Origin of the sequence: Methylobacterium mesophilicum SR1.6/6, from assembly GCF_000364445.2 — a bacterium.
GTDB classification, from domain to species: domain Bacteria; phylum Pseudomonadota; class Alphaproteobacteria; order Rhizobiales; family Beijerinckiaceae; genus Methylobacterium; species Methylobacterium mesophilicum_A.
The window spans coordinates 4,062,524-4,087,442 of the sequence record NZ_CP043538.1; the positions used below are offsets into that span (position 1 = coordinate 4,062,524).

At 69.7% G+C, this 24,919-nt stretch carries 24 protein-coding genes and 1 tRNA gene; 14 read left to right on the forward strand and 11 right to left on the reverse strand.

The window, feature by feature from the left end:
* The first annotated feature begins 69 nt into the window (after nt 1-69).
* The 4 genes from MMSR116_RS19475 (at nt 70) to MMSR116_RS19490 (ending at nt 3,308) form a co-directional block, all read left to right on the forward strand.
* Complete coding sequence (locus MMSR116_RS19475) at nt 70-1,227, forward strand: glycosyltransferase family 4 protein (protein ID WP_010685890.1); 1,158 nt, start codon at nt 70-72, stop codon at nt 1,225-1,227.
* A gap of 2 nt (nt 1,228-1,229) precedes the next feature.
* Complete coding sequence (locus MMSR116_RS19480) at nt 1,230-1,889, forward strand: class I SAM-dependent methyltransferase (RefSeq protein WP_010685889.1); 660 nt, start codon at nt 1,230-1,232, stop codon at nt 1,887-1,889.
* 163 nt (nt 1,890-2,052) lie between these two features.
* Nucleotides 2,053-2,625, forward strand: coding sequence for an NAD(P)H-dependent oxidoreductase (locus tag MMSR116_RS19485; protein WP_010685888.1), 573 nt, complete (start codon nt 2,053-2,055; stop codon nt 2,623-2,625).
* Nucleotides 2,626-2,693: 68 nt separating this feature from the next.
* Nucleotides 2,694-3,308: a cytochrome b gene (locus MMSR116_RS19490; RefSeq protein WP_010685887.1), complete on the forward strand. Its 615-nt coding sequence runs from the start codon at nt 2,694-2,696 to the stop codon at nt 3,306-3,308.
* 83 nt (nt 3,309-3,391) lie between these two features.
* On the opposite strand, the gene MMSR116_RS19495 is transcribed toward MMSR116_RS19490, so the two are convergent.
* The gene (locus MMSR116_RS19495) at nt 3,392-4,282 is read right to left on the reverse strand and encodes an AprI/Inh family metalloprotease inhibitor (RefSeq protein ID WP_039894193.1); all 891 of its coding nucleotides are present in this window, start codon (nt 4,280-4,282) and stop codon (nt 3,392-3,394) included.
* Nucleotides 4,279-5,250: a 2-hydroxyacid dehydrogenase gene (locus tag MMSR116_RS19500; protein ID WP_010685885.1), complete on the reverse strand. Its 972-nt coding sequence runs from the start codon at nt 5,248-5,250 to the stop codon at nt 4,279-4,281. Before MMSR116_RS19500 ends, MMSR116_RS19495 begins: the two co-directional genes overlap by 4 nt.
* A gap of 261 nt (nt 5,251-5,511) precedes the next feature.
* Between MMSR116_RS19500 and leuC the strand changes: the two genes are divergently transcribed.
* The 3 genes from leuC to MMSR116_RS19515 all read left to right on the forward strand — a co-directional run bounded on the left by leuC (nt 5,512) and on the right by MMSR116_RS19515 (nt 8,606).
* Nucleotides 5,512-6,924, forward strand: a complete 1,413-nt coding sequence (leuC, locus tag MMSR116_RS19505; protein ID WP_010685884.1) for a 3-isopropylmalate dehydratase large subunit — start codon at nt 5,512-5,514, stop codon at nt 6,922-6,924.
* Between the two features lie 67 nt (nt 6,925-6,991).
* A tRNA-Leu gene (locus MMSR116_RS19510) sits at nt 6,992-7,076 on the forward strand.
* A 735-nt stretch (nt 7,077-7,811) separates the two neighbouring features.
* On the forward strand, nt 7,812-8,606 hold the full coding sequence (locus MMSR116_RS19515; protein WP_010685883.1) for a PAS domain-containing protein: 795 nt from the start codon (nt 7,812-7,814) through the stop codon (nt 8,604-8,606).
* A 267-nt stretch (nt 8,607-8,873) separates the two neighbouring features.
* Here the strand turns inward: MMSR116_RS19515 and MMSR116_RS19520 are convergent, their stop codons facing one another.
* The gene (locus MMSR116_RS19520) at nt 8,874-10,193 is read right to left on the reverse strand and encodes a polyhydroxyalkanoate depolymerase (RefSeq protein WP_010685882.1); all 1,320 of its coding nucleotides are present in this window, start codon (nt 10,191-10,193) and stop codon (nt 8,874-8,876) included.
* A 923-nt stretch (nt 10,194-11,116) separates the two neighbouring features.
* Nucleotides 11,117-11,356, reverse strand: coding sequence for a hypothetical protein (locus tag MMSR116_RS31990; protein ID WP_244625495.1), 240 nt, complete (start codon nt 11,354-11,356; stop codon nt 11,117-11,119).
* Between the two features lie 259 nt (nt 11,357-11,615).
* Between MMSR116_RS31990 and MMSR116_RS19525 the strand changes: the two genes are divergently transcribed.
* On the forward strand, nt 11,616-12,854 hold the full coding sequence (locus tag MMSR116_RS19525; protein ID WP_244625496.1) for a sensor histidine kinase: 1,239 nt from the start codon (nt 11,616-11,618) through the stop codon (nt 12,852-12,854).
* Between the two features lie 6 nt (nt 12,855-12,860).
* Here the strand turns inward: MMSR116_RS19525 and MMSR116_RS19530 are convergent, their stop codons facing one another.
* The 3 genes from MMSR116_RS19530 to MMSR116_RS19540 form a co-directional block, all read right to left on the reverse strand.
* Entirely contained in the window at nt 12,861-13,820 is a 960-nt protein-coding gene (locus MMSR116_RS19530; RefSeq protein WP_010685880.1) for an amidohydrolase family protein, read from the reverse strand.
* Between the two features lie 124 nt (nt 13,821-13,944).
* Nucleotides 13,945-15,024, reverse strand: a complete 1,080-nt coding sequence (locus tag MMSR116_RS19535) for a tartrate dehydrogenase (protein WP_010685879.1) — start codon at nt 15,022-15,024, stop codon at nt 13,945-13,947.
* Between the two features lie 28 nt (nt 15,025-15,052).
* On the reverse strand, nt 15,053-16,351 hold the full coding sequence (locus MMSR116_RS19540; RefSeq protein ID WP_010685878.1) for an MFS transporter: 1,299 nt from the start codon (nt 16,349-16,351) through the stop codon (nt 15,053-15,055).
* Nucleotides 16,352-16,504: 153 nt separating this feature from the next.
* On the opposite strand from MMSR116_RS19540, the gene MMSR116_RS19545 reads away from it, so the two are divergent.
* The 5 genes from MMSR116_RS19545 (at nt 16,505) to MMSR116_RS19565 (ending at nt 20,238) form a co-directional block, all read left to right on the forward strand.
* The gene (locus MMSR116_RS19545) at nt 16,505-17,230 is read left to right on the forward strand and encodes a GntR family transcriptional regulator (RefSeq protein ID WP_010685877.1); all 726 of its coding nucleotides are present in this window, start codon (nt 16,505-16,507) and stop codon (nt 17,228-17,230) included.
* A 93-nt stretch (nt 17,231-17,323) separates the two neighbouring features.
* The gene (locus MMSR116_RS19550; RefSeq protein WP_010685876.1) at nt 17,324-18,055 is read left to right on the forward strand and encodes a response regulator; all 732 of its coding nucleotides are present in this window, start codon (nt 17,324-17,326) and stop codon (nt 18,053-18,055) included.
* Nucleotides 18,055-19,428, forward strand: a complete 1,374-nt coding sequence (locus tag MMSR116_RS19555) for a sensor histidine kinase (protein WP_010685875.1) — start codon at nt 18,055-18,057, stop codon at nt 19,426-19,428. The genes MMSR116_RS19550 and MMSR116_RS19555 overlap by 1 nt, the downstream gene beginning before the upstream one ends.
* Before the next feature lie 168 nt (nt 19,429-19,596).
* Nucleotides 19,597-19,860 (forward strand): GCG_CRPN prefix-to-repeats domain-containing protein, encoded by a 264-nt coding sequence (locus tag MMSR116_RS19560; RefSeq protein ID WP_010685874.1) that lies wholly within the window; start codon nt 19,597-19,599, stop codon nt 19,858-19,860.
* 57 nt (nt 19,861-19,917) lie between these two features.
* Complete coding sequence (locus tag MMSR116_RS19565; protein WP_010685873.1) at nt 19,918-20,238, forward strand: GCG_CRPN prefix-to-repeats domain-containing protein; 321 nt, start codon at nt 19,918-19,920, stop codon at nt 20,236-20,238.
* A 33-nt stretch (nt 20,239-20,271) separates the two neighbouring features.
* On the opposite strand, the gene MMSR116_RS19570 is transcribed toward MMSR116_RS19565, so the two are convergent.
* Nucleotides 20,272-21,258, reverse strand: coding sequence for an inorganic phosphate transporter (locus MMSR116_RS19570; RefSeq protein WP_010685872.1), 987 nt, complete (start codon nt 21,256-21,258; stop codon nt 20,272-20,274).
* Nucleotides 21,259-21,274: 16 nt separating this feature from the next.
* Nucleotides 21,275-21,916: a DUF47 domain-containing protein gene (locus tag MMSR116_RS19575; RefSeq protein ID WP_010685871.1), complete on the reverse strand. Its 642-nt coding sequence runs from the start codon at nt 21,914-21,916 to the stop codon at nt 21,275-21,277.
* Nucleotides 21,917-22,709: 793 nt separating this feature from the next.
* Here MMSR116_RS19575 and MMSR116_RS19580 point away from each other — a divergent pair.
* Nucleotides 22,710-22,892 (forward strand): hypothetical protein, encoded by a 183-nt coding sequence (locus MMSR116_RS19580; protein WP_010685869.1) that lies wholly within the window; start codon nt 22,710-22,712, stop codon nt 22,890-22,892.
* Between the two features lie 75 nt (nt 22,893-22,967).
* Here MMSR116_RS19580 and MMSR116_RS19585 read toward each other — a convergent pair whose 3' ends face one another.
* Nucleotides 22,968-23,669 carry a cache domain-containing protein gene (locus tag MMSR116_RS19585; protein WP_010685868.1) on the reverse strand — a complete coding sequence of 234 codons (702 nt, stop codon included), beginning with the start codon at nt 23,667-23,669 and terminating at the stop codon, nt 22,968-22,970.
* 122 nt (nt 23,670-23,791) lie between these two features.
* Nucleotides 23,792-24,667, reverse strand: a complete 876-nt coding sequence (gene murI, locus MMSR116_RS19590; RefSeq protein WP_010685867.1) for a glutamate racemase — start codon at nt 24,665-24,667, stop codon at nt 23,792-23,794.
* Between the last annotated feature and the right edge of the window lie 252 nt (nt 24,668-24,919).

Consider the following 24,919-nt stretch of genomic DNA (forward strand, 5'->3'; position numbering starts at 1 on the left):
CCCGCGACGCCGTTCCGGGCCTGCGCATCGGTCGCAGGACGAGCCGCTCCCGCGTGCTAGAGGGCTTCCATGGATCCCGCGCCTGAAAACCCGCCCCGCCCGATGCGCCGTCTGGTCTTCGTGGTGACCGAGGACTGGTTCTTCGCCTCGCATTTCCTGCCGATGGCGCGGGCCGCCGTCGGCATGGGCCTCTCCGTGTCGGTCGTCACCCGCGTGCGCGCGCATCGCGCGGCCATCGAGGCGACGGGCGCGCGGGTCGTGCCGCTGGAGGCGGAACGGGCGAGCCTTAACCCGATGGCCGCCGGCTACGCGGCCGGGCAGCTCGCCGCGATCCTGAAGGCGCTTCAGGCCGACGTCGTGCACTGCATCGCCCTGCGCGGCATCCTGGTCGGCGGCACGGCGGCGGCCATGGCGGGGATCCCCGCGCGTGTCTACGCGCTGACGGGCCTCGGTCTCGTCGGGGCGCGGAGCGACCGGGTTGGGCGCGCGACCCGCCTCGCCCTGCGGGCCCTGATCCGCGGGCCCCTGGCCTCTCGCCGCACGCGCTTCCTGTTCGAGAACCCGGACGACGCCCGCGCGCTCGGCCTCGACCCGTTGGAGCAGTCGGTCACCGTCGTGGGCGGGGCCGGAGTCGATCCCGCGGCCTTCGCGCCCACACCCCTTCCGCCGATGCCCCCCCTGCGCGTGGCCGTGGTGGCCCGCATGCTGTGGTCCAAGGGGATCGACGTGGCCGTCGAGGCGGTCCGCCTCGCCCGTTCGCAGGGCGCACCCGTGGAACTCGCCCTGTACGGTGCACCCGACCCGTCGAACCGGCGCGTGATCGCCGAGGCGACGTTGAGGGATTGGAGCCGCGACGGCGTGACCTGGCACGGGCCGACGGCCGACATACCCGCGGTCTGGGCGGCCCACCATGTGGCCTGCCTCCCGTCCCGGGGCGGGGAGGGGCTGCCGCGCACGCTGCTGGAAGCGGCCGCCTGCGGCCGGGCGTTGGTCGCGTCCGACGTTCCGGGCTGCCGCAGCCTCGTGCGCGACGGCGTCGAGGGTCTTCTCGTCCCGCCGGGGGATGCACCGGCCCTGGCGAGCGCCCTGGTGCGGCTGAGCGGCGATCCCGCACATGTCGCCGGCTTCGGGGCAGCGGCGCGCGCGCGGATCGAGACCGGCGGCTTCACGGAGCTCGCGGTGACCGACAGCGTCCGCGCCCTCTGGCGCGACCTGCTGGAGGCCTGACCATGCGCGCGCCCGACGATCCGGCCGGCTTCATCCGCGCCCACACCCGCCTGCTGCCGGTCCCGCACGCTCCGGAGATCCGGCTCCACGTGGCCGACGAGGCAACGGCCCTGTGGCAGAAGACCGAGGAGGAGCTTCAGGAGATCGGGCTCCCGCCGCCGTTCTGGGCCTTCGCCTGGGCCGGCGGACAGGCGCTCGCCCGCTACGTCCTCGATCATCCGGAGGCCGCGGCGGGCGCGGCGACGGTGGATTTCGCCTCCGGCTCCGGTCTGGTGGCGATCGCGGCCGCCCGCGCCGGGGCGCGGCACGTGACCGCCAGCGACCTCGATCCTTTCGCCGTCGCGGCGATCGGCCTGAACGCCGCCGCCAACGGCGTCGCAGGGCTGATCGAGCCGGTTGCCCACGACCTGCTCCGGGAGCAGCCGGAGGCCGACTTGGTCCTGGCGGCCGACGTGTTTTACGAGCGTGACCTCGCCCAGGCCGTCACTGCCTGGCTCACGAGCCTGCAGGCGCGGGGCACGACGGTGCTGATCGGGGATCCGGGCCGCACATACCTCCCGCGGGAGCGGCTCGAATGCCTGGCGACCTACGCGGTGCCCGTCTCGCGGTCCCTGGAGGATTCCGAGATCAAGCGCAGCCACGTCTGGAGACTGCGCGCATGAAAATCCGCCGACAACTAACCATACGGCCGCAACACTCGGATGCACCGAGTGTTCACCCGGCCGAGGAATGCGCTACCAATACTTGGCTCCAGGCGCGTGTGCGGTACGCGGCTGACTTGTGCGCGGTCCCGTCTCGGGGCGTCTCGCAGCGGAAGGGTTCCCGGTGAGTATCGAGTCGAACATCAAGCCGAGGCTTGCCCGCGTCGTCGCCTTCTCCGGAAGCGCCAAGCGGCCTTCGCGCACCCGCGTCCTAGTCGAAGCGCTGGGGGCGGAGCTCGAACGCCTGCGCCGGATCGATCTCACGGTCTACGATCTGATCGACGCCGGACCCGGGCTGGGCGTGACCCAGCGCGATGACCTGCCCCCGGCGGCGGCGGGCCTGATCGAGGCGATCGAGGGCGCGGACGCGCTGATCGTCGGCACCCCGGTCTACCAGGGCGGCTATGCCGGCCTGTTCAAGCACGTCTTCGACTTCGTCGAGCCGGCGCGGATGGCCGGCATGCCGGTGGCGATCACCGCCACCGGCGGCGGCCTGCGCCACGCCCTCGTGGTCGAGCATGGACTTCGGCCGCTCTTCGGCTTCTTCGCGGCCCATGTGGCGCCGACTTCGGTCTATGCCGGGTCCGACGATCTCGTGGATGGTCGCGTCGTCAACGGCACCGTGGCGACCCGGCTCGGCGCAGCGGCGACGGAACTCGCGGCCCTGCTCGACGTGAAGCGGACCGCCGACGTCTGACGGGATACTCCCCCCGTGCCGATGCGGGCCCTAGATCCCAGGCGGACCACGCTCATCCGCGAGGGATCATGTCAGGTTCTCCGATTACGGCCGGCAAAACGATCACGCCGCAGCCGGCCACATACGTCACGGCCTCCGGCCTGCCCCGCTACCACCCGGTGTCGCAGGTCCTGCACTGGCTGACCGCGGCGCTGGTGCTGGCCATCCTGCCGCTGGCCTGGGTGGCGATCAGCCTCCCGCCGACGCCGGCCAAGGGGAGCATGTTCGTGCTTCACAAGTCGGTGGGCCTGACGATCCTGGCGATCGTCGTCCTGCGGATCGTCTGGCGCATGATTCGTCCCGCGCCCCCGGACCCGCAGGCCCCGCGGCTCCTGACGCTGATCGGCCGCATCAATCATTGGTTGCTCTACGCGATCTTCCTGATCATGCCGATCAGCGGCTATCTGCTGAGCGCGCTCTCCGGCCGCGACACGCCGTATTTCTGGCTGTTCACCGTCCCGGGGCTGCAGAAGGACGAAGCCGCCCAGAAGGTGGCGGAGTCGGTCCACGTCGCGGGGCAGTGGGCCGTCTATGCCCTGGTGCTCCTGCACATCGCCGGCACCGTGTGGCACCTCCTGGTCCGCCGCGACGGTTTGCTGGAGCGGATGCTCCCGGTGCAGGACGGGCGCGGCGCCACGCGCTGAGCCATTTCCGCGACGAAAACCTGCGACCGTCCGCGGGCGCCGGCAGGCCTGCGCTGGCTTGGCCGACGCCGGCCTGCGCGACGTCACTCGACGCGGCGCAGCACGAAGGTGGTGCCGACCTCCGGGTCGCGCCGCCAGCGCCCGTCGCCGCTCGGCACGAGATCGATGCTGTGGCCGCGCTTCGCCGTCAGGGTCATGCGACCGTTGGCGAAGCGCCACCGGACGGGATCGAACACCTCGAGGCCGCCATCGTGGCAACCCGGGACGATCCGCACGCCGCCGCCGGTCCCATCGAGGGCGATGCGACAGGTGTCGCGCTCCTGGAAGCGATCGAGGGCGTAGACGCCCGGCCTGGGCCCGGGATCGGCCGCGGCCGCCGTCGCGGGCTGCAATTCGGCCGGGACGGGCGCCGCGGCCTGAAGCGGGGAGGGCGGCGTTCCTTCCGGTGCGGCGGCCTCGGCCTCGGACGGCCCGCCGGGGCGCATCGCCACGATGTCGAGGGGCACGAGGCTGTAGCGCTCACCGCCCTCGGAGGACGCGACGAGGCTGCGTTGATCCGGCCGTCGCGTGAAGTCGAGGATCGGGCGGACGTTGCGATCGACCAGCCGCACGACGCCGTCGACGAAGAGCCATCCCGCGACACCGTTGAGCACCGGCAGGGCGCGGCGGCAGCCGGCCGGGAAGCGCAGCTTCCGTCCGGCATCGCCGTTGTCCAGCACGAGGGTCATCACGCAGCGGCGGTTGGTGCCGTCGCGGGACAGATCCCAGGTTCCGGGCACCTGGCCGATCTTCTCGGGAAGGCTCGGCGGCGCCGACGACGCGGCGGGCGTATCCGCGGCGGGCGAATCCGCGGCGGGCGTCGCCGGCTCGGGGTTCGCCGCCGGCGCGGCCTGCGCCGCCGGCATATCCTGCGCCGCCGCCGGCCGGGACACCAGTGCCAGGAGTATCAGGAAGGCAGGTCCGGCGGATCTCACGCCTTCGGCTTCCAGGGCGTCTCGCCGACGGGCGTCAACGGGCCCCGACCCTCGAACCACGAGATCACGTTGTCGACGACGAGTTGGGCCATGGCCGCGCGGGTATGCTCGGAGGCCGAGCCGACGTGCGGCAGCAGCACCGTGTTGTCGAGGGCCGCGAGGTCGGACGGCACGTGCGGCTCGTTCTCGAACACGTCGAGGCCGGCACCGAGGATCGTGCCCGCCTTCAGCGCTTCGGTGAGGGCCGCCTCGTCCACGAGGCTGCCGCGGGCGACATTGACCAGGATACCTTCGGGGCCGAGGGCCTCCAGCACGGCCTTGTCGACGAGACCGCGGGTGTCGGAGCCGCCCGGGGCCACCACGATCAGCACGTGGACGGCTTGTGCGAGGCCGATCAGGCTGTCGTAGTAGGCGAAGGGCACGTCCGTCTGCCGGCGTCGACCGTGATAGGCGATCTCGACGCCGAAGCTTTCCAGCCTCTTGGCGATGGCCCGCCCGATCCGGCCGAGGCCGAGGATGCCAACCCGCCGCCCGCGCAGGGACGCCGTGAGCGGGAACGGCGCCTTCGGCCAGTGACCCGCGCGCAGGTAGCGGTCGGCCTGGGGCAGGCGCCGGAGCGTGGCGAGCACGAGGCCGATGGCGAGATCGGCGACCTCGTCCGTGAGCACGTCCGGCGTATTGGTGACGACGATGCCCCGCCGATGGGCCTCGACGGCGTCGACGGCGTCGTAGCCGACACCGAAATTGGCGATGACCTCCAGGTTCGGCAGCCGGTCCATCAGCGCGCCGTCGATGCCGACCTGCCCGCCGACGCAGAGCCCGCGGATGCGCGGTCCGACCGCGTCCAGCATTGCCTCTGGGTCAGGGGCGTCCGCGAGGCGGTGGACCGTGTGCCGTCCGTCCAGAGCTGTCTCGACCAGCGGGTGCATCTTCCGCAGGAACAGGATGTCGGCCGCCGCGTCAGGCATCAATCACTCCCTTGTGAGGCCGTCGGCCGGCCATCGTCGATCCGCCGCCTGCGCAACCGGATCCCGCGCCCGGCATAGGGCCTGAAGCGGGGGCGGCGCCACCCTGACCGGCCCGTCCGCGTGACATCCGTCCACGGGCGCCGGGCGGCCATCCGACCGCGACAGACCTGGCCTCTTTCGGAAACCGCGCGCGATGCCTACTAAGGACCACGCATCACCCGCGAGCGCCAGAACCGACGCATCATCTGAAGACGAAAACCGATGACCAGCCCGCGCACCCTCTACGACAAGATCTGGGACGACCACGTCGTCGATGTCCAGCCGGACGGCTCCAGCCTTCTCTACATCGACCGTCACCTCGTTCACGAAGTGACGAGCCCGCAGGCCTTCGAGGGGCTGCGGGCGGCGGGCCGCAAGGTGCGTCACCCGGAGAAGACGCTGGCGGTGGTCGACCACAACGTCCAGACCTCCGACCGCAGCCAGGGTATCGACGACCCCGAGAGCCGCACCCAGCTCGAGGCGCTCGCCGAGAACGTGCGCGACTTCGGCATCGAGTTCTACGACGCCCTTGATGTCCGCCAGGGCATCGTTCACATCATCGGGCCCGAGCAAGGCTTCACGCTGCCGGGCCAGACGATCGTGTGCGGCGATTCGCACACCTCGACGCACGGTGCCTTCGGGGCGCTCGCGCACGGCATCGGCACCTCCGAGGTCGAGCACGTCCTGGCCACCCAGACGCTCGTGCAGCGCAAGGCCCGGAACATGCGCGTGACCGTCGACGGCACGCTGCCGGCGGGGGTGACCGCGAAGGACATCATCCTGGCGATCATCGGCGAGATCGGGACAGCCGGCGGCACCGGCCACGTCATCGAGTATGCCGGCGAGGCGATCCGCGGCCTCTCGATGGAAGGCCGGATGACGATCTGCAACATGTCGATCGAGGGCGGTGCCCGCGCCGGTATGGTCGCCCCCGATGCGACCACCTTCGCGTATGTGCAAGACCGCCCGAAGGCGCCGAAGGGTGCGGCCTTCGATGCGGCCCGGCGCTACTGGGAGAGCCTCGTCACCGACGAGGGCGCGCATTTCAACCGTGAGGTGCGCCTCGACGCCGCCAACCTGCCGCCGCTGGTCAGCTGGGGGACGAGCCCCGAGGACGTGATCTCGATCCAGGGTCGCGTGCCGGACCCGGCGGAGATCGCCGACGACAACAAGCGCCAGTCGAAGGAGAAGGCGCTGGCCTATATGGGCCTGACGCCGGGCACGAGGATCACCGACATCACCCTCGACCGGATCTTCATCGGCTCCTGTACCAACGGCCGCATCGAGGATTTGCGCGAGGTCGCGCGTGTGGTTGGCGACCGCAAGGTGCATGAGGGCGTCTCCGCCATGATCGTCCCGGGCTCGGGCCTCGTGAAGGCGCAGGCGGAGGCTGAAGGCCTCGACAAGATCCTCAAGGCAGCGGGCTTCGACTGGCGCGAGCCGGGTTGCTCGATGTGCTTGGGCATGAACCCCGACAAGCTGCGGCCGGGCGAGCGCTGCGCCTCCACGTCGAACCGCAACTTCGAGGGCCGCCAGGGTCCGCGGGGGCGCACGCATCTGGTCTCGCCGGCGATGGCGGCGGCCGCCGCGGTGGCCGGACGCTTCGTCGACATCCGGGAATGGCCGCGCGGCTGAAATCCCGATTGACGGCGACGGCTCCGTTGCCTAAACGGAGCCGTCGCCGGCCGATGGCCGACGGCGAGCCCAGGTGGCGGAATTGGTAGACGCGCTGGTTTCAGGTACCAGTCTCGCGAGAGGTGAAGGTTCGAGTCCTTTCCTGGGCACCATCGATCGGGTGGAGTCGCGAAAACCTGAGAGGCTCACGGCAGCCTCAAGACTTCCTTCAGTATCGATTGAATTGTACAGCCCGCGCCGGCTTGGCGACAGGTATCGATCCCGTCTTTCATAGCGTGGGGCTTCGCCTTCACCAACGCTTTTCTCGGGCGCGACCGATCCGTGTCTTGGTCTCCTTCAGCCGGCGACTTGGATACGCACCTCCAGCGCCCGATCGGACCATTGCAGAGCCTGAAAGCCGGGCCGCCGCGGCACGGCGCAGGGCCGCCGGCCGGTGGGCTCATGGCGAACGGCTTTCCAATCCGGAAAGCTTTCACAGGCGATCTGATCTTAATCCAGCTGCTCGGCAAAAAATTCAATTCCATGTGACCAGCAATCGCAACACGCACGCAGGTGATTAGACAAAGAATATACTCCTTCTACTCCAATAAACTTCTCGATCGCCCTTGAACGAATGTCCGTCCTGTGCGACAGAGCGGTGTCCGTACAAGACGATGCGGGAGAGCCCAGACCGGCCTGAGTCGGTCATGGCGCCGCGGAGCGACCGCCCCCGGAAGCTTCGAGGCACAATTCCGTAGCGTTGGACGATCTGGAGTGCGACGCGTCCTGCGTCCTTGACGAGCCGAGGCTGCCGAAAGGTCGCCGCGGCTCCAGGCACCCGCGACAGAGGGGGGCGACCGGAATGCTTTGACGGGCATTTCCTCGCCCGTCCGTCGAGGGAGAGCGGCATGTTTCCGGACGACGACGACTTCGAATTTGTCGGCCCTGTACGCGATTGGAACCTCGAACCGGCCTGCGCGGACGTCTTCAAGGATTTCACGTCGCCCGTCTACACGACGGACGCCGATGGCTGGCTGACCTACTACAACGAAGCGGCAGCTGATCTGTGGGGCTATCATCCCGAGCTCGGGAAGACGCGCTGGTGCGGCTGCTGGCGCATCTTCACGATGGACGGCGCTCTGCTTCCCTTCGATCGATGCCCCATGGCCGAGACGATCCGCCAGGGCGTACCCGTACGCGGCGTCCAGGCCCTGCTGGAGCGGCCGGACGGGACACGCATTCCCTTCATGCCGTATCCCACACCCCTGCGCGACGCGTCCGGCACCCTCGTCGCGGCGTCCAATGTGCTCCTGAGGATCACGCGGCTGAACTGGTTGGGTCAGACCGGTGCCTCGGCCGATCCTGGGGCCGATCCCTTGTCCGATGCGATGTCCGGCGCGCGCGGAGCAGATCTCGGGCTCGATGATCTGACGGGGATGCTCCAGGCCACCCTGGCGGCCCTGGCAGATGTCGAGTTCGGCTTCCAGAGCGATTGCGAGCGCCTCGAGGGTTGGTCCGATCCCGTGGCGGAGCGGGATCGGATCCTCTGCCAGCTCGAGCAGAAACGGCAGAGGCAGCGCGAGGTCTTGGTCAGACGCGCTGAATGGCTCCAGCGGCAGGCGAGGCCGTTCATCGGCCATCAATCAACCGACACCCCGCGACGGCCGCGACGTGCTTTGCAGGGAGGCGGCACGATTCACTGAGCGCCCGGCGGAACACTCCGGAGGAGCGCCTGCCGGAAGCGTGCCCGATCTCGTTCAAACGGAAGCGTCGGCTTCGCCGGTGCCAAAGGCGCGCGCCGTGAGCGCGTCGCGTCAGCATGCCCGATCAGGTCCCGTCACCTCCCTCACCCACCCCCGCTTGGACGAGGTGGCGGGTCGCGCCAGACCGGGACCGGCGATGCCCACTCGATAGAGCGTTGCAAAAGGCTCCGGGCGAGTCCAGGGCGTCGGCGCGTCCGCCGGACAGAGCTACGCGTGCAGCTCGGATCCGAGCGCGCGGGCCGCAAGAGCGCTGTCGGCGATGAGGGCTGCCGGAACGTCCGGCACGATGTCGGCCTCAGGCAGGAGGGTGCTCGGCAGCGTGATCGCCGGCGCAGCCTCCACCGCCCCTCCGTGTGCCTCCATGAACGCGACGATCTTCGGCACGATCTCGGCCCGGAAGCGGGAGCCGTTGAAGACGCCGTAATGGCCGGCGCCCATCTGGAGGTGATAGGCCTTCTTGCTGTCGGGCAGGTTCAGCGTCAGGTCGAGCGCGGCGCGCGTCTGGCCGATGCCGGTGATGTCGTCCTTCTCGCCCTCGATCGCCATCAGCGCGCAGCGACGGATCGCGTTCAGGTCGACGAGCGCGCCGCGATGGCGCATCTCACCCTTTGGCAGGCGGTGCTCGATGAACACCGTCTCGACCGTCTGGAGATAGTACTCCGCGGGCAAATCCATCACGGCCAGGTACTCGTCGTAAAACTCCCGGTGCTTGGCCGCGGAGTCGCCGTCACCCTCGACGAGGTGGTTGAACATGTCCCAGTGGGCCGTCTGATGCCGGTCCAGGTTCATGCTGATGAAGCCGGCCAGCTGGAGAAATCCCGGATAGACGTCGCGGCCGTGGCCCTGATGCGTCCACGGCACCTCGTGGATGCAATGGCGCTCGAACCAGCCGATGCTCCGCTCCTGCGGCAGGCGGTTCACGGCCGTCGGCGAGCGGCGCGTATCGATCGGGCCACCGATCAGCACGGCGGAACGCGGGACGAGTGGATGGTTCTCCGCCTCCATGCGGGCGATTGCAGCCAGGACCGGAACGGAGGGCTGACATACCGCCGCCACGTGCAGGTCCGGGCCGAGTTCCGTGAACAGGTCGATGCAGTAATCGATGTAGTCGTCGAGATCGAAGCGGCCGGCCGAGAGCGGCACCTTCTTGGCGTCGGCCCAGTCGGTGATGAACACCTGATGCGTGTCGAGGAAGGCCGCGACCGTGCCACGGAGCAGGGTGGCGTAATGACCGGACAGCGGGGCCACCACCAGGAGCTTCGGTTTGTCCGACGGTTCGCCGAAGGCAACGACGCGGCAAAATGGTCGCTCCCACACCACCCGCTCGGCGACCTGAAGGTTGAAGGCCGGCTTGGCGTAAGTGCGTGTGGCACGCTCGAACAGCTCACAGCCGGCGGCGATGGCGCGACTCGTGGGTGCGTAAGAGAGAGGGCTGAACGGATTTTCGCACGCCGTCCGGGCCACCTCGGCGGCCACGCGCATGGGCGAGAGCATCTGATCGTAGGCGTCGCGCATCAGGTACAGCATGCGGATGTGTCCTCTGGCGGCCTGACGTCATGCGGCCCGAAACGCCTAACGTTCTTGCATTATGATGCGGTTCCGGGCGCCGACAGCTTTTTATTGCTCATGCCTGCGGCACAAAATTGCTCATCTCCTCCAGTCCTGGCTAGGTTGCCCACGCTACGAAGCGGTGGAAAGCCGCCGCTTGTTGCTCCGCGGCAACAGCGTTGAACGATGGTCTGAGCACACGAAAGCCCGCGTCGGCGGGGCCGAGCGGGCTGAGTGGCGGCATAGGGTCTGGGAATTTCGCCGTGGCGCGCCGCTATCATCCCGGTGATGACGTGCGCGTGACGCCCTGGTGCTTGGCGCGGCGGCAGGATGCACCCTTCGTGTCCCGCATGGCGTAGGGCCGAACGCAACCGACGCCGCGCTAGCCCCCGGTAACCCCAATCAGGATTTTTATCTTATTAACGCTCGGGTCCGAAGCACCCTGGTCTGATGACTTTCGACTGAAACCGCATCACCTTCGCGGTACTGGCGGCACGAAGCGGAGCCCCAGGATTCGAACACGCCGATGGCCGAGATCCTGACGCAACAGGGGTTCTGGATTTCGGGCTCGCCTGCGGCGCCCTGGAGAGACCGGGGCGACCATCAACCCAGGGCATCCTCGTCGGAGTGGAAGAACGGTCGAACCCATGTGATCCTCCGCCGAACGAAGAGGTCGGGCGCATCATCAAGGCTCCCAGGACGCAACGTCCCGAGATCCGCGGAGAGGGCCGCGGCTCCGAGGACCGTGCGGTTGCTCCGGCATCGGCCCGAGGCCGGATCCGTCCGGCGCCGGCGATCGACCTCCTGAATGCGCTTTCCGAAACGCCGAAGCCGCCTATCTGCGCGCGCAGGTGCCGGAACCCGAGGCGAGGGTGCCCAGGAGGAGGACGACGCCCTCGATGTCACTGACGAAGCGGATCGTGGGGCTGGTGGGCTTGGCGCTCGTGCCCGCACTCGCCATCCAGGGCTACAACGAGTACGCGCTGCGCGCCGCCCGGAGCGCGGCTGTCCGCAGCGAGGCGATGCGGACCGCGCGGGGCATCGCCGCCGACCTGGGCCAGTACGGGCGCGGCGCTCAGCAGATCCTCGGCATCCTGTCCGAACTGCCCGAGATCCGGCACCCGGGATCCGCAAACCTGCACGGCCTATCTCCGGCGCGTCGTCGACAAGGTCCCCGGGTCATTCTTCTTCGGCGTCGCCGATCCGGACGGGAAAATTCGCTGCAACACACTCGGGTCCTCGCCCGGCGCCTACACGATCGCCGACCGATCCTACTTCCAGGACGCGATGCGCACGGGCGCCTTCGCGGTCGGAGACGTCGTGTCCGGCCGTGTCACCCGGAGGCCGACCATTCAGTTCGCCATAGGGATACCCGGTGCGGACGGTCGCTCGGACGGGATCGTGCTGACGAGCATCGACCTGTCTTATCTGGCGGGCCGACAGGCCTCAGCCGGCCTGCCCCCCGACGCGACCCTGACGGTCGCGGACCGGAAGGGCACGGTCCTCATCCGGCTGCCGGGTCACGAGGAATGGGTGGGCAGGACGCTCCCGCAGCCGTTCTGGGCGGCCCTGGTCCAGCACCGCGGCGGCGTTGCGGATCTGCCCGGCCTCAACGGAAGCCCGCGGATCACCGCCGTGGCGGAGGCGAGCCCCGACGACCTCGACTCCGTCACGGTGTCGGTCGCCTTCTCACCGACGACGGCCTTCGCCGACATCGATGCCGCCACGCGGCGCGGACTGGTCCTGATCGGCCTCGGCGCCGCCTTGGCGATCGCGGCCGCCTTGCTGGCGGGACGCGCCTTCATCCGCCAGCCTGTCCGCCGGCTGCTCCGCGCCGCCGCGTCGTGGCGGGCCGGTGCGCTGGACACGCGCAGCGGGCTTGCCGGCCCGGGTGAGTTCGGGGAACTGGGCGAGGCGTTCGACGCCATGGCCGCCGCGCTCCAGACCCACGAGGGCGAGCTGCGATCGGAGATCGAGCGGAGCCGCCGTCTGCAGGAGCGGCAGACCCTGATGCTGCACGAGCTGAACCACCGGGTGCGCAACACGCTGGCGACCGTTCAGTCCCTGGCCCGTCAAGGACGACGCGACGATGACCGGGGCGAACGGCTGGAGGGACGCATCCTGGCGCTGTCGAAATCGCACGACCTGCTGTCGCGCGATGATTGGGGCGGGGCGTCCCTGCGCGCGGTGCTCGAGAGCGCGCTCGCCCCCTTCGAGGACGCGGCGCCGCGCCGCTTCGGGCTGAACGGCCCCGACATCGAATTGCCGCCCCGCTACGTGCTGGCGCTCGGCATGACGATCCACGAACTGACCACAAACGCGGCGAAGTACGGAGCGCTCGCGGCCGAGGGCGGCCGGATCGACATCACGTGGCACGTGGCCACGACGGACAGGCCCACCCGGACCCTGGCGCTGGAGTGGCGCGAGAGCGGCGGTCCCCCCGTCACAGCCCCGCAGCGCCGCGGCTTCGGCACGCGCCTGATCTCCGGCGGCATCAGCCGGGAACTCGGCGGCACCGTAGACCTGAGCTTTCCGACGGAGGGCGTCCGCTGCACCCTCGCGGTGCCCCTGGACGAGCCGGACCGCTTCACCTCGTTCCGGAACCCCGTGGGAGCCGGGACATCCGCGATACCGGTCTGACCCGCGCTAGGACTTCGGGAAGTCGTAGAGTTCGGCCGGGTTGTCGACGAGGATGCGCGTGCGGGCGCCCGCGTCGGGCACGAAGGTCGGAAGCAGGTCGAGGAGCAGGGCGTCGTCCGGCTTGTTGGACTGGTTCTCGGTGGGATGCGGCCAGTCTGTCCCCCAGAGGCACCGCGTCGGCGCCGCGGCCGCGAAGGCGCGCGCGACGGCCACGGAATCCCCGTAGGTGGGCGGCCCGACCTTGGTGTCGGCGTAGAGGCCGGTCAGCTTCACCCAGGTGTTGCCCTGGTCGAGGAGCCGGCGGATCAGCTTGAACGTGTCGCTCTCGACGCCCGCAGGCTGCGGACAATGGGCCAGATGGTCGAAGACCAGCTTGCCGCGGATCTTGCGGAAGGTGTCGGCCGCCGCCGCGATCTTCTCGCCCGGCATGTTGATCTGACAGTGCCAGCCGAGGGCGTCGACCCGCTGCGACAGCGGCTCCAGCATGTCGAGCGTCGTGGCGCCGGTTTGCGCGAGGTTGAAACGGATGCCGCGGATGCCGAGGCCGTGCAGGCGCTGCAGCTCGGCGTCGCTCACGGAGGGGTTCACCACGGCCACGCCGCGGAAGTTCGGCCCGAGGGCCGCCATGCCCTCGAGGGTCGGACGGTTGTCGAACCCGTAGAGGGACGGTTGGATGACCACGCCCCGGCCGGTGCCGAGACGCGCCTGAAGGGCGCGGTAATCGTCCAGTGAGGCGTTCGGCGCCGGCAGTCCGCCCGCCACCGGCGCGAAGCGGTCGTCGTAGATGTGGAAGTGGCAGTCGGTGGCGTTCTGCGGGACGCGGAACTTCGGCGCCTCGCTCCCGGTCGAGTACCGCACGTTGTGCTGCGCGGAGGCCGATCGGGCGCGGAGCCCGAGCGAGGCGCCCAGGGACGCGGCGGCCGCACTGCCGAGCACACGGCGTCGGCTGGGGTCAGATGGAATCATCGCGTCCTCCCACTGCCTATAGCCCGCCGCTCTCCGCGGCGCGCCAACTTGAATGCAGAGTACAGTCGGTCCGCATCCGCCGGAACGATGCACGGCGGATGCGGGATACGTCTGCGCGGAAGCGTCAGGCGTTGTCGCCCCGGATCGCCGCGATGACGGCGTCGGTGACCTGCCGGGTCGTCGCCTTGCCGCCCAGATCGGGCGTGTGCAGGTTCGGATCCGCGGTCACCCGCTCGACGGCGCGCATCAGCCGGTCGGCCGCCGGCTTCTCGCCGAGGTGCTCCAGCATCTGGCAGGCCGTCCAGAAGGTCGCGACCGGGTTGGCGATGCCTTTGCCGGTGATGTCGAAGGCCGAGCCGTGGATCGGCTCGAACATCGACGGGAAGGTCCGCTCGGGGTTGATGTTGGCGGTCGGCGCGATGCCGAGCGAGCCCGCGAGGGCCGCCGCGAGGTCCGATAGGATGTCGGCGTGCAGATTCGTCGCCACGATCGTGTCGAGGGTCTCGGGCTTGGTCACCATGCGCATGGTCATGGCGTCGACCAGCATCTTGTCCCAGGTGACGTCCGGGAAATCCTTCGCGACCTCGGCGGCGATCTCGTCCCACATCACCATGGCGTGGCGCTGGGCGTTGGACTTGGTGACGACGGTGAGCAGCTTGCGCGGGCGAGAGCGGGCGAGCTCGAAGGCGTAGCGGATGATCCGGTCGACGCCCGAGCGGGTCATCATCGAGACGTCGGTGGCGACCTCGTTGGGGTGGCCCTGGTGGACCCGGCCGCCGACGCCCGCATACTCGCCCTCCGAGTTCTCGCGCACGATCACCCAGTCGAGCTCCGGCCCCGAGACGTTGCGCAGCGGGCTGGTGATGCCCGGCAGGATCCGGGTCGGGCGGACGTTGGCGTACTGGTCGAAGGGCTGGCAGATCGCGAGCCGCAGGCCCCAGAGGGTGATGTGATCGGGCACGTCCGGCGCGCCGACGGCGCCGAAGAAGATCGCGTCGTGGTCCCGGATCTGCTCGCGGCCGTCGGCCGGCATCATCACGCCGTGCTTCTTGTAATAGTCCGAGCCCCAGTCGAAATGGTCGAACGTGAAGGCGAAGGAGCCGGTCTTCTCGGCCAGCGCGTCGAGCACCTCGATGCCGGCGGCGATGACCTCGACGCCGATGCCGTCTGCGGGGATGGCCGCGATGGTGTAAGTCTTCGTCATCATCGATCTCCTTGAGCTTTGGAAAGGTTCAGCGGGCGACCGCGCCGGCGGGCTCGGCGCGCCGCCCGGCCCGGGCGACCACCAGGGTCAGGATGGCGGAGAGCACGAGCAGGCCCGCCACGAACATCAGGCCGCCGGAGAAGCTGCCGGTCCGGTCCCGGATCCAGCCGATCACCCAGGGGCCGACGAAGCCGCCGAGATTGCCGATCGCGTTGATGGTGGCGATCCCCACGGCCGCCGCCGAGCCGGACAGGAACATGGTCGGCATGGCCCAGAGAGGCGGCTTCGCGGCGCTGATCCCGACATTGACGAGGCTCAGCGCGGCGACGACCGCGAGCACGGAGGCGGCGCCCCCGGCCAGGATCAGGCCGACGGCCGCGGCGAGGCAGGCGATCACCACGTGCCACGTGCGCTCGCCGGTCCTGTCGGAATGACGCGCCCAGAGCACCATCGCCACCACCGCCACGGAGGGCGGCACGGCGTTGAGCAGGCCCACCGCCATCGTCGACAGGCCCAATCCCTTGATGATCTGTGGCGCCCAGATGCCCAGCGTGTAGAGGCCGGCTGAAGTGCCAAAATAGATGAGCGCGAGGGCCAGCACGCGCGGGTCGGAGAGTCCGCTCAGGAGACTGTGGCGGGCGCTCGTCTGTTTGCGGGCGCGCTCCGCCTCCATCTCGGCGACGAGCCACGCCCGCTGATCGGCGGCGAGCCACGTCGCCTTCTCGGGCCGGTCGGTCAGGTAGAACAGCACGACGACCCCGAGGATCACGGCGGGCACCGCCTCGACCAGGAACATCCACTGCCAGCCGTGCAGGCCGAGAAGCCCCTCCATCTCGAGGAGCAGGCTCGACAGGGGCGAGCCGAGCAGCACGGAGATCGGCGCCGCCGCCATGAACAGGGACACCACCGCGGCGCGGTAGCGGGCCGGGAACCAGTAGCTCAGGTAGAGGATGATGCCGGGAAAGAAGCCGGCCTCGGCGGCGCCGAGCAGGAAGCGCAGCACGTAGAAGCTCGTCTCGCCGGCGATGAAGGCGAAGGCTCCCGAGAGGAAGCCCCAGGTGATCATCACCCGGGCGATCCAGAGCCGCGCGCCGACCTTGTCGAGGATGATGTTCGAGGGGACCTCGAACAGGAAATATCCGAAGAAGAAGATCCCGGCCCCAAAGCCGAAGACTGTCGACGAGAAGCCGAGATCCTTGTTCATCGTCAATGCCGCGAAACCGATGTTCACGCGGTCGATGAAGGCGATGAAATAGAGGAGGCAGATGAAGGGTATCAACCGCCACGCGACGCGGCGCATCGTGGCCTGCTCGAGCGAGCCGTCCATCGCATCCTCCCAGTGCCGCGACGCGCTGCTGTTCCTTGCGCGCCATCTTCCATGCAAGATGAAATACAGGTACGGCCGATGAGGTGGGCTGTCAACGCGTGTTCCGCAGGGGCCCCGGACAGTGATAGGGCTGCCTTGCTAGGGGAGGGGTCGATGGCGCGGGCGCAGCCCAGCAAGGGTCAGGACGGGCAGGCGGGCGCCGACGAGGGTCAGAGACCCGCCTCCCTGGTCGACGCGGCTTACGCGGCGATGCGCGCCGCGATCCGGGACGCCAGCTTCACCCCGGGTTATCAGGCCTCCGAGCAGGAGATCGCCCTGCGGCTCGGCATGAGCCGGACCCCGGTCCACGAGGCGGCCATCCGTCTGCAGGAGGACGGGCTCGTGCGGGTCCTGCCCCGGAAGGGCATCCTGATCCTGGCGCTGGCGCCGGACGACATGCGCGAGATCTACGACGTCGTGATCGCGATGGATGGCCGGGCGGCGGAACTGGTCGCCGCGCTGCCGGACGACGCGCGCCATGCGGCCGCGCAGGTCCTCGACGGCCACACGGACGCAATGGCGGACGCGCACGCCAGCGGCGATCTCCTCGGCTGGGGTCAGGCGGACGGGGCGTTCCACGCCGCGCTGATCGAGCAGGCCCGGAACGGCCGCATGAGCCGGATCGTGCAGGCGATCAACGACCAGTCCCATCGGGCGCGGATGCTGACGCTCAACCTCCGCCGGGGTCTCGACGCCTCGATCGCGGAGCACCGGCGCATCGCCGGAGCGGTCCGCGCGGGCGATGCCGCCGAGGCCCTCGACGCCGCGCGCCAGCATCGCATCCGGGCCCGGAACGAGTTGCTGCCCCTCCTGAGCAGCTACGGCCTCAAGCACCTTTAGCGCAGATGCGATCCCTCCACCGCTTCATGTAACGTTTTGTGACAGCGGCCGGATTCGCGTTGCCGCCGCGTCGGCGGCGCCTATGCTCCAGCCATGCACGAAGGCACGACCATCGCCGTCGTCGAGGACGATCCCGACATCCGTACGCTGCTCGCCGGCTACCTGGAGGGCGAGGGCTTTCGCGTCGTCGCGCTCGACGGCGGCGCCAGCCTCGACCGGCTCCTGGCCTCCGGCACGCTCCCGGACCTGATCGTCCTCGACTGGATGCTGCCCGGCGAGGACGGGCTCTCGATCTGCCGGCGCCTGCGCGACGCGAACGGGCCGCCGGTGGTGATGCTCACTGCCAAGGACGAGGATATCGACCGGGTGCTCGGCCTGGAGATGGGCGCCGACGACTACGTCTCGAAGCCCTTCAATCCGCGGGTGCTGCTCGCCCGCATTCGCGCCGTCCTGCGCCGGGCCAACGGCGGAGGCTCTGCCGCCGAGCCCGGACCGGAAACGCTGAGCGTAGCCGACCTCGTCATCAACCTCGCCGCCCGCACCGTCACCACCGGAGCGCCGGCCACCGAGGTACCCCTCACCAGCGCCGAGTACGACCTGCTGCACTGCTTCGTCACGCGCCCGCAACGGGTGCTCTCGCGCGACCAGCTCCTCGACTGGACACGCGGGCGGACCGCCGACGCCTTCGATCGCACCATCGACGTCCAGGTCAGCCGCCTGCGGCACAGGCTCGACGCCGCCGGCAGCAGCGCCGCCGGCCTCCTCAAGACCGTGCGCAACGCGGGATATATCCTGGCGGCAGCGGTGAAGCCCGGAAGCCCGTGATGAGCCGCGTCGGCCTGCTCGGCCGGATCATGCTGCTTCTCCTGGGGGCGCTGTCGCTGCTCGTCCTCGCCACCGTGGGCGTCGACAGCTGGCAGCGGGGCCAGGAGATCTCGCCCTACAAGACGCCGTTTCCCCGCGTGGACCAGGCGGCGGGAATCATCTCGCTCCTGTCGGAGGCCGATCCGGCACAGCGGCCGGCGATCCTGAAGGCCGTGAGCGGCGAGGCGCTCGCCGTGGACATCGTCGACACGCCGCCCGACGAAACCACGCTGATCCGCGAGCCGCGTCTTGAGGCACGCCTGCGCCGCCTGACCAGCGAGCCGGCCAGCCAGGTCTCCGCGTTCACCCGCCCCGACATGCTGCGCCACGGCGTCAATGCGGCCGACGTGGCCCGGGCGGATGTCACGCGGCCCCAGGGCGGCCTGGCCCTGGCCAGCGCCCGGTTGCCGGACGGCCGGACCGTCGTCATCACGACGATCCGGAGCCATCGCTCGCTGATGCCCTGGCTGCTGGGTCAGCCGCTCAGCCTGTGGGTCGCGGCCCTCGGCGTGGCGGTGGCGGGCCTCGTCCTGGTCGGCGCCCGCCACGAACTTGCCCCGCTGCGGCGCCTCACGGATGCGGTCTCCCGCTTCGACGGCCACGTACCGGAGCGGGTGAGTGCTCCGCGCGGCGCCCCGGAGATCCGGCGTCTCGCGCGCGCGGTCCAGCACATGCAGGAGCGGATCGCCGGCCTCATGGCCGAGCGCTCGCTGCTGATCGGCGCAATCTCACACGACCTCAAGACCTACCTGACACGCCTGCGCCTGCGGGCCGAAGGGGTCGGCGAGGCGGTCGTGCGCGACCGGATCGTGTCTGATCTCGACGCCATGACCGACCTGATCGAGACGTCCCTCGGCTTCGCCCGCGGCACCGCCGTCCAGGCCACCCGGTCGGCGGTGGATCTCGCCGACCTCGTGGCCGTCGAGGTCGCCGAGCACGCCGCGCAGGGCGCCAACATCCGCATGACCGGCGAGGAGGTGCGGGACGCCACGGTGGCGGGGGATGCCGTCGCCCTGCGCCGGGTCGTCGCCAACCTCATCGGGAACGCCGTCAAGTTCGGTCGGACCTCGGTGGCGGTCGCGGTGCAGCGTGTTGGAGCGGTCTGCCAGATCGTCGTCGAGGATGACGGACCGGGGATCCCGGAGGCGGAGCGGTCGGCGGTGTTCAGCCCCTACTACCGGGTCGAGCGGTCCCGGAACCGCCAGACCGGCGGTACGGGCCTGGGCCTCGCGATCAGCCGGCAGATCGCCGAGGCGCATGGCGGCTCCGTGGTCGCCGAGGCGGGTGCGCGGGGCGGGGCGCGGCTCGTCCTGACGCTGCCGAGCCTGGCCTGACGGCTCGGGCGCACGCAACTCATCGTTACGGAACGTTACGATCCGGCGCCTGCCCGTCACACCCGGGCACAGCGCGCGGGCGAACCTCTGCTCACACGTCGCGGCTTCACGGGCCGGGGCAATTCTGAGAGCCCGACACCCCCTCACACGAGCAGAAGGAACTCATCGATGCTGAAGATATTCGCCCCGGCCGCGCTGCTCGCCGCGCTCGCGGTCCCGGCCTCGGCCCTGCCGCAAGTCCAGTACGCGGTGTCCGATGGACCGGGCGACGCGCAGATCATCCAGGTCTACGGCGGCTGCGGTCCCTACGCCCATCGTGGCCCCTACGGCGGCTGCCGCCCGGGCGGTCAGTGGGGCGGCTATGTCCGGGGCGTCTCCTGTCCGGCCGGCTTCCACATCGGGCCTTACGGCCGCCGCTGCTGGCCGAACTGAGCTCGATCCTGAGTCCGCTTCCCGTCCGGCAAGGGCCGGACATCCTTGGAGGAGATCATGATTCGCACGCTTGCCCTTCCCGTCGCGCTCGCGGCGGGCGTTCTGATGGCCGGCACGAGCGCCGAGGCGCGCGACGGGTGCGGCCCCGGCTTTCACCGCAATTTCTATGGATGGTGCCGGCCGAACGGCTTCTATCGTCCGTACGTGTTCGTCCCGGCCTACCGCCGGTTCGGCTACCGGTGGCATTACGGCTACCGTCACGGCTGGCACCGCGGCTTCGCGTGGCACCGCGGCTATCGCTGGGGCGGATTCCGCCACGTGGGTTGGCACGGTGGATGGCATCGGGGTTGGCACGGCGGCTGGCACCGCCGCTGGTGAAACCGCGCTGCCCGCCCGACGGCAGGAACCGCCCTATGGCAGGACCAAGCCCGACACCGCATAGGTCAGGGCGGCGACGAGGCCCGCGGCCGGCATCGTGATCACCCAGGCGACCACGATGCTCTGCGCCACGTTCCAGCGGACAGCGGAGACCCGGCGGGCCGCCCCGACCCCGACGATCGCCCCGGTGATCGTGTGGGTGGTGGAGACCGGGATGCCGAGGGCCGTCGCGGCGAACAGCGTGACGGCCCCGCCCGTCTCGGCGCAGAAGCCCTGCATGGGCGACAGGCGCGTGATCTTCGATCCCATCGTGTGGACGATGCGCCAGCCGCCTAGCAGAGTGCCGAGCGCCATGGCGGTCTGGCAGGACAGGACTACCCACAGGGGGACATGGAAGCTGCCACTCTCACCGTGCGCGTAGAGCAGGGCCGCGATGATGCCCATGGTCTTCTGGGCATCGTTGCCGCCGTGGCCCAGCGAGTAGAGCGAGGCCGAGACGAACTGCATCCCGCGGAACAGGCGGTCCACCGCGTAGGGCGTCGAGCGGACGAAGATCCACGACACCGCCAGCATCAGCAGCAGGCCGAGGGCGAAGCCCAGGGCCGGCGACAGCACGATGGCGGCGCTGGTGGCGATGACGCCGTGCCAGACGATGACGCCCACCCCCGCCTTGGCGATCCCGGCGCCCAGCAGGCCGCCGATGAGGGCGTGCGAGCTCGAGGAGGGGATCCCGGCGTACCACGTGATCAGGTTCCACGAGATGGCGCCGCCGAGCGCACCCAGGATCACCCGATCGTCGACCGCACCGACGTCGATGATGCCGGAGCCCACCGTGCCGGCCACGTGCAGGCCGAAGACCAGGAACGCCACGAAGTTGAAGAACGCCGCCCAGAATACCGCGTAGCGCGGCGCCAGGACGCGGGTCGACACGATGGTGGCGATGGAGTTCGCCGCATCGTGCAGCCCGTTCAGAAAGTCGAAGACCAGCGCCAGGGCGATGAGGATGACGAGGAACGTCACGCGTGCGGCCCGCGGCTCAGACGTGCTCGACCACGATGCTGCTGATCTGGTTCGCCACGTCCTCGAAGCGGTCCATGACTTTCTCCAGGTGATCGTACAGCTCGGACCCGACCAGGAAGGCCATGGGATCCCGGCCCGACGCCTTGAACAGGGTCTTCAGTCCGGCGTTATGCAGATCGTCCGCGCGGCCTTCCAGCTCGATGACGCGCTCGGTCAGGGTGTTCAGCGCGGCGGCGTTCTCGCCGAGCGAGCGCAGCTTCGGCAGCGCCTCGGCTGTGACCTGCGCGGCCTCCTGGATCACGGCCCCCATCTCGCGCATCGCGGGCTCGAAAGCCGTCACTTCGAAGAGCTGCACCGCTTTGGCGGTCTTGAGCATCTGGTCGATGGCATCGTCCAGGGAGCCGACCAGAGCCTGAATGTCGCCGCGGTCGAAGGGGGTGATGAAGGTCCGGCGCACCGCGAGGAGCGCGTCCCGCGTGATGGCGTCGGCTTCGTCCTCGCGCGCCGCGATGACCGCACACGCCGCCGGGACATCCTGCGTGCCGTCCAGCAGCGTCCTCAATGCCGCCGCGCCGTCGACAAGGGTGGCGGCGTGACGCTCGAAGAGATCGAAGAACCGATCCTCCTTCGGCATCAGGGCGCGGAACCAAGCCAGCATGTCGTGTCCGGGTCCAGAAATCGAGGTGGTGCCGGCAGACCGGCTTCCGGCAGGCACAACGGACCAAGGGCCCGGACCGATCCCGACGCGCCTGCTTCGACGGGATTCAGGCCGTCGCGGCGGACCGGCGGCTCACCGCAGGGGCAACAGGCCAAGACGCCGCGCGATGGGGACCGACCGACGCCAGCGGCGTTTGCGTCCGAAGACTCGGCGCGGATCCGGAAGCCGCGTGCCCGCGGCTACCCTGCGGACGACAGGTGCCTGTCGGCTGGCTCCGATCGCCACCAGAGCCGCCGCACTGATCAGCGCGACGAGTGCCGGGCCCAGGAACCAGCTCTCGAACATCGGCAACTCCCGGCCCGGAAAGACATCACACGTCGAAAACCGGCGACGATTGCGGCCAAATCTGGACAACGCCTAAGCTTCCCCCGGAACTCCAATAATGGGGCGATCTGAGCTGTGGACATCCGCGCAGACGGTGGTGCGGCGCCCGGCCGCCCTGCTTCCACGACGCGTCGCGCGAGCGTCGGGACTCGCCGGTCTCAGGACGGCGCGCCCGGCTGCGCAGCGGGTGTGCGATGCCGCACCGGACCCGCCAGGGAGCCGTCGCGAGTGGGCGGCGTCACGCATTCCCGCCGCGTTTCTGGTCTTTTCAGGCGGCGTTGATGCAGCCGCGCACGGCGCAAGCCGGTCGTCTCCGGGATGACCGAGGCGGCCTCGCAGCGGTGAGGTTAAGTATTCATTTACCCTCCAGGTGTCCCATCCGGGTTCACGGAGGCGGGAAGGGGAAGCGATGTCGAGCGAGACCAAGACGCCGCCTCAGGAGCCGATCCTGGAACTGTGGCGCATTGTGGCGCTCGCGCTGATCGTGGCGGCCGGCATGCTCTTCGTCCACCTGATCGTCCCCAACGAGGCCGACGCGTCCGCCGATCCGGTCGTGGCGAGCGCAACCGCCGGCAATCCCGGTCTTCGCTAGAGCAGGACATGGCGGACCGCACGATCGGGACATGCGATCGCGGCCGCCGTCACCGATGCCTGTCGGGCGCGCCGGTCACTTCACCGCGGCCTGATCCAATGCGGACGCGGCCGCCTTCAGATCGCGGCGCGCCTGCGCGATCGCCGTCGCCTTCTCGTCGCCCTGCGCATTCAGTGCTTCCAGGAAGGCCGTCCAGTCCGCGCGGGCGCTGTCCGGGATCTCTCCGTCGAGCCGTTTCCGAAGCTGGGCCACCCGCGCATCCGCGGTCGCGGCGGCCGGTGCGACCACATCGGCGTCGTAGACGCCAACCCCACAGGTCTGGCCACCAGCCTTGGTGTAGTACGTGGTCTTTGGCTCCTCCACCGTGCTGCCGGGCTTGGGAAACAGGTAGCGGATCACCGAAATCTGGCCCGGCACGGCGGACCCCATCATCGTCCGGATGAAATAGTTGCCGGTCCTGTCGTGCAGGTCCCGCACGTCGTGTCCCCTGAGGATCGGGTTCGGGTGGGCGCTCATCACGCCGTCGGGCCCGACACAGAACACGTAGGTGTCGGCGGTCCGAAACCCGCGCGCGCCGTCAGTGAAGTCGCGAAGCGCCTGCGCCTTGTCGGCCTTCAGGGCCCGCTCGACCCGGCCGAGCATCCAGGAAGCGAGTCCGTTCGGGCTCGGATCGTCGCAGGAAGTCGGCGCCTCGCCGTCACCGCACGCCAGAGCCGGCGAGATCGGTGACATCGCGAGGACCAGCACGGCCGCGAGCATCGAAGCTTTCAGGGTCATCGGCCCCTCTCGAATGCAGCACATTCGCCGAATCGGGACCATCAGAAACTGCACTTGCCCGATTGGCAAGCGCTGAAGACAGTTTTCGCTAGATCTTCAGCGGCATCCGTACCGCCGAATCGCTACTGCAGCGGCAGCGGGATCGCTTCGACGCCCACTTCGCCGATCCCGCGGGCCGCCAGGGCGGCCCGCAACGGGGCGTTGAGACAGCTACCCGCGGTAAACGCGCCGAGCGCCGAGCCGTGCCGACCGGCCTCGCGCGGAAGTGGCCCAATCAGCTGCACGACGCGCCGGGCGATCGCCGGTGCCGGATCGATCCAGGTCACCGGCCATGGAGCCAGGGCTTCAAGGCGCGGCAGCAGGAGGGGGTAGTGCGTGCAGGCGAGGCAGACCACGTCGGTGCGCCGCCCATCCGGTTCGGTCACGAAGCAGGGGGCGATCTCGGCCGCCAGGGCGGCATCGTCCACGGGTGCGCCGGCGAGTTCGGCCTCCGCGTAACCCGCGAGGTTCTGCGAGCCGACCCGGGTCACCGTGCAGGCGCCCGCGTAGGTGGCAATGAGATCCTGCGTGTAGGAGCGTGCCACCGTTCCGGGCGTGGCCAGGAGCGAGACGACCCGCGAGCGCGTCGCCGCCGCCGCAGGCTTGATCGGTGGCACGACGCCGACGAAGGGCGTGGTGAAGCGCTGACGCAGGGCCGGAAGGACGAGGGTCGAGGCAGTGTTGCAGGCGATGACCACGAGGTCCGGCCTGTGCGTCGCGACCAGACGCTCCATCACGGCGAGGACGCGGGCGACGAGGGTGGCCTCGCCGAGGCGGCCATACGGGAAGGCCGCATCGTCACCGACATAGACGTAGCGGGCATCCGGACGGGCGCGGCGCACAGCCTCGAGGACGGTGAGTCCGCCGAGGCCGGAATCGAACACCAGGATGGTCGGCTCGGCTGCGACATGCAGCGCGGCGGCGGAGTGGGTGGCCCCGGCCATCAGATCGATCCGCATGAGAACCCCGGACTCCACGAACAGCGGCCCAAAATCTCGACGGCGAGGGTTAAGGCGGCCTCACTGCGGCGAGAGAAAGACGCGCCATCCCCAACAGTTCCGGTTAACCGACGCGGCGCCGGCGCGAAGATGACGGCGGACGGGTCGGGGGAGCGGCTGACCCGACGGAGGTTGTCGAAGCTCGAGCAGGACATATCTTCTGCGCACCAACCCTGGGCAGGGAAATGCTTCCGGGCTGGGGCCGAAAACAGG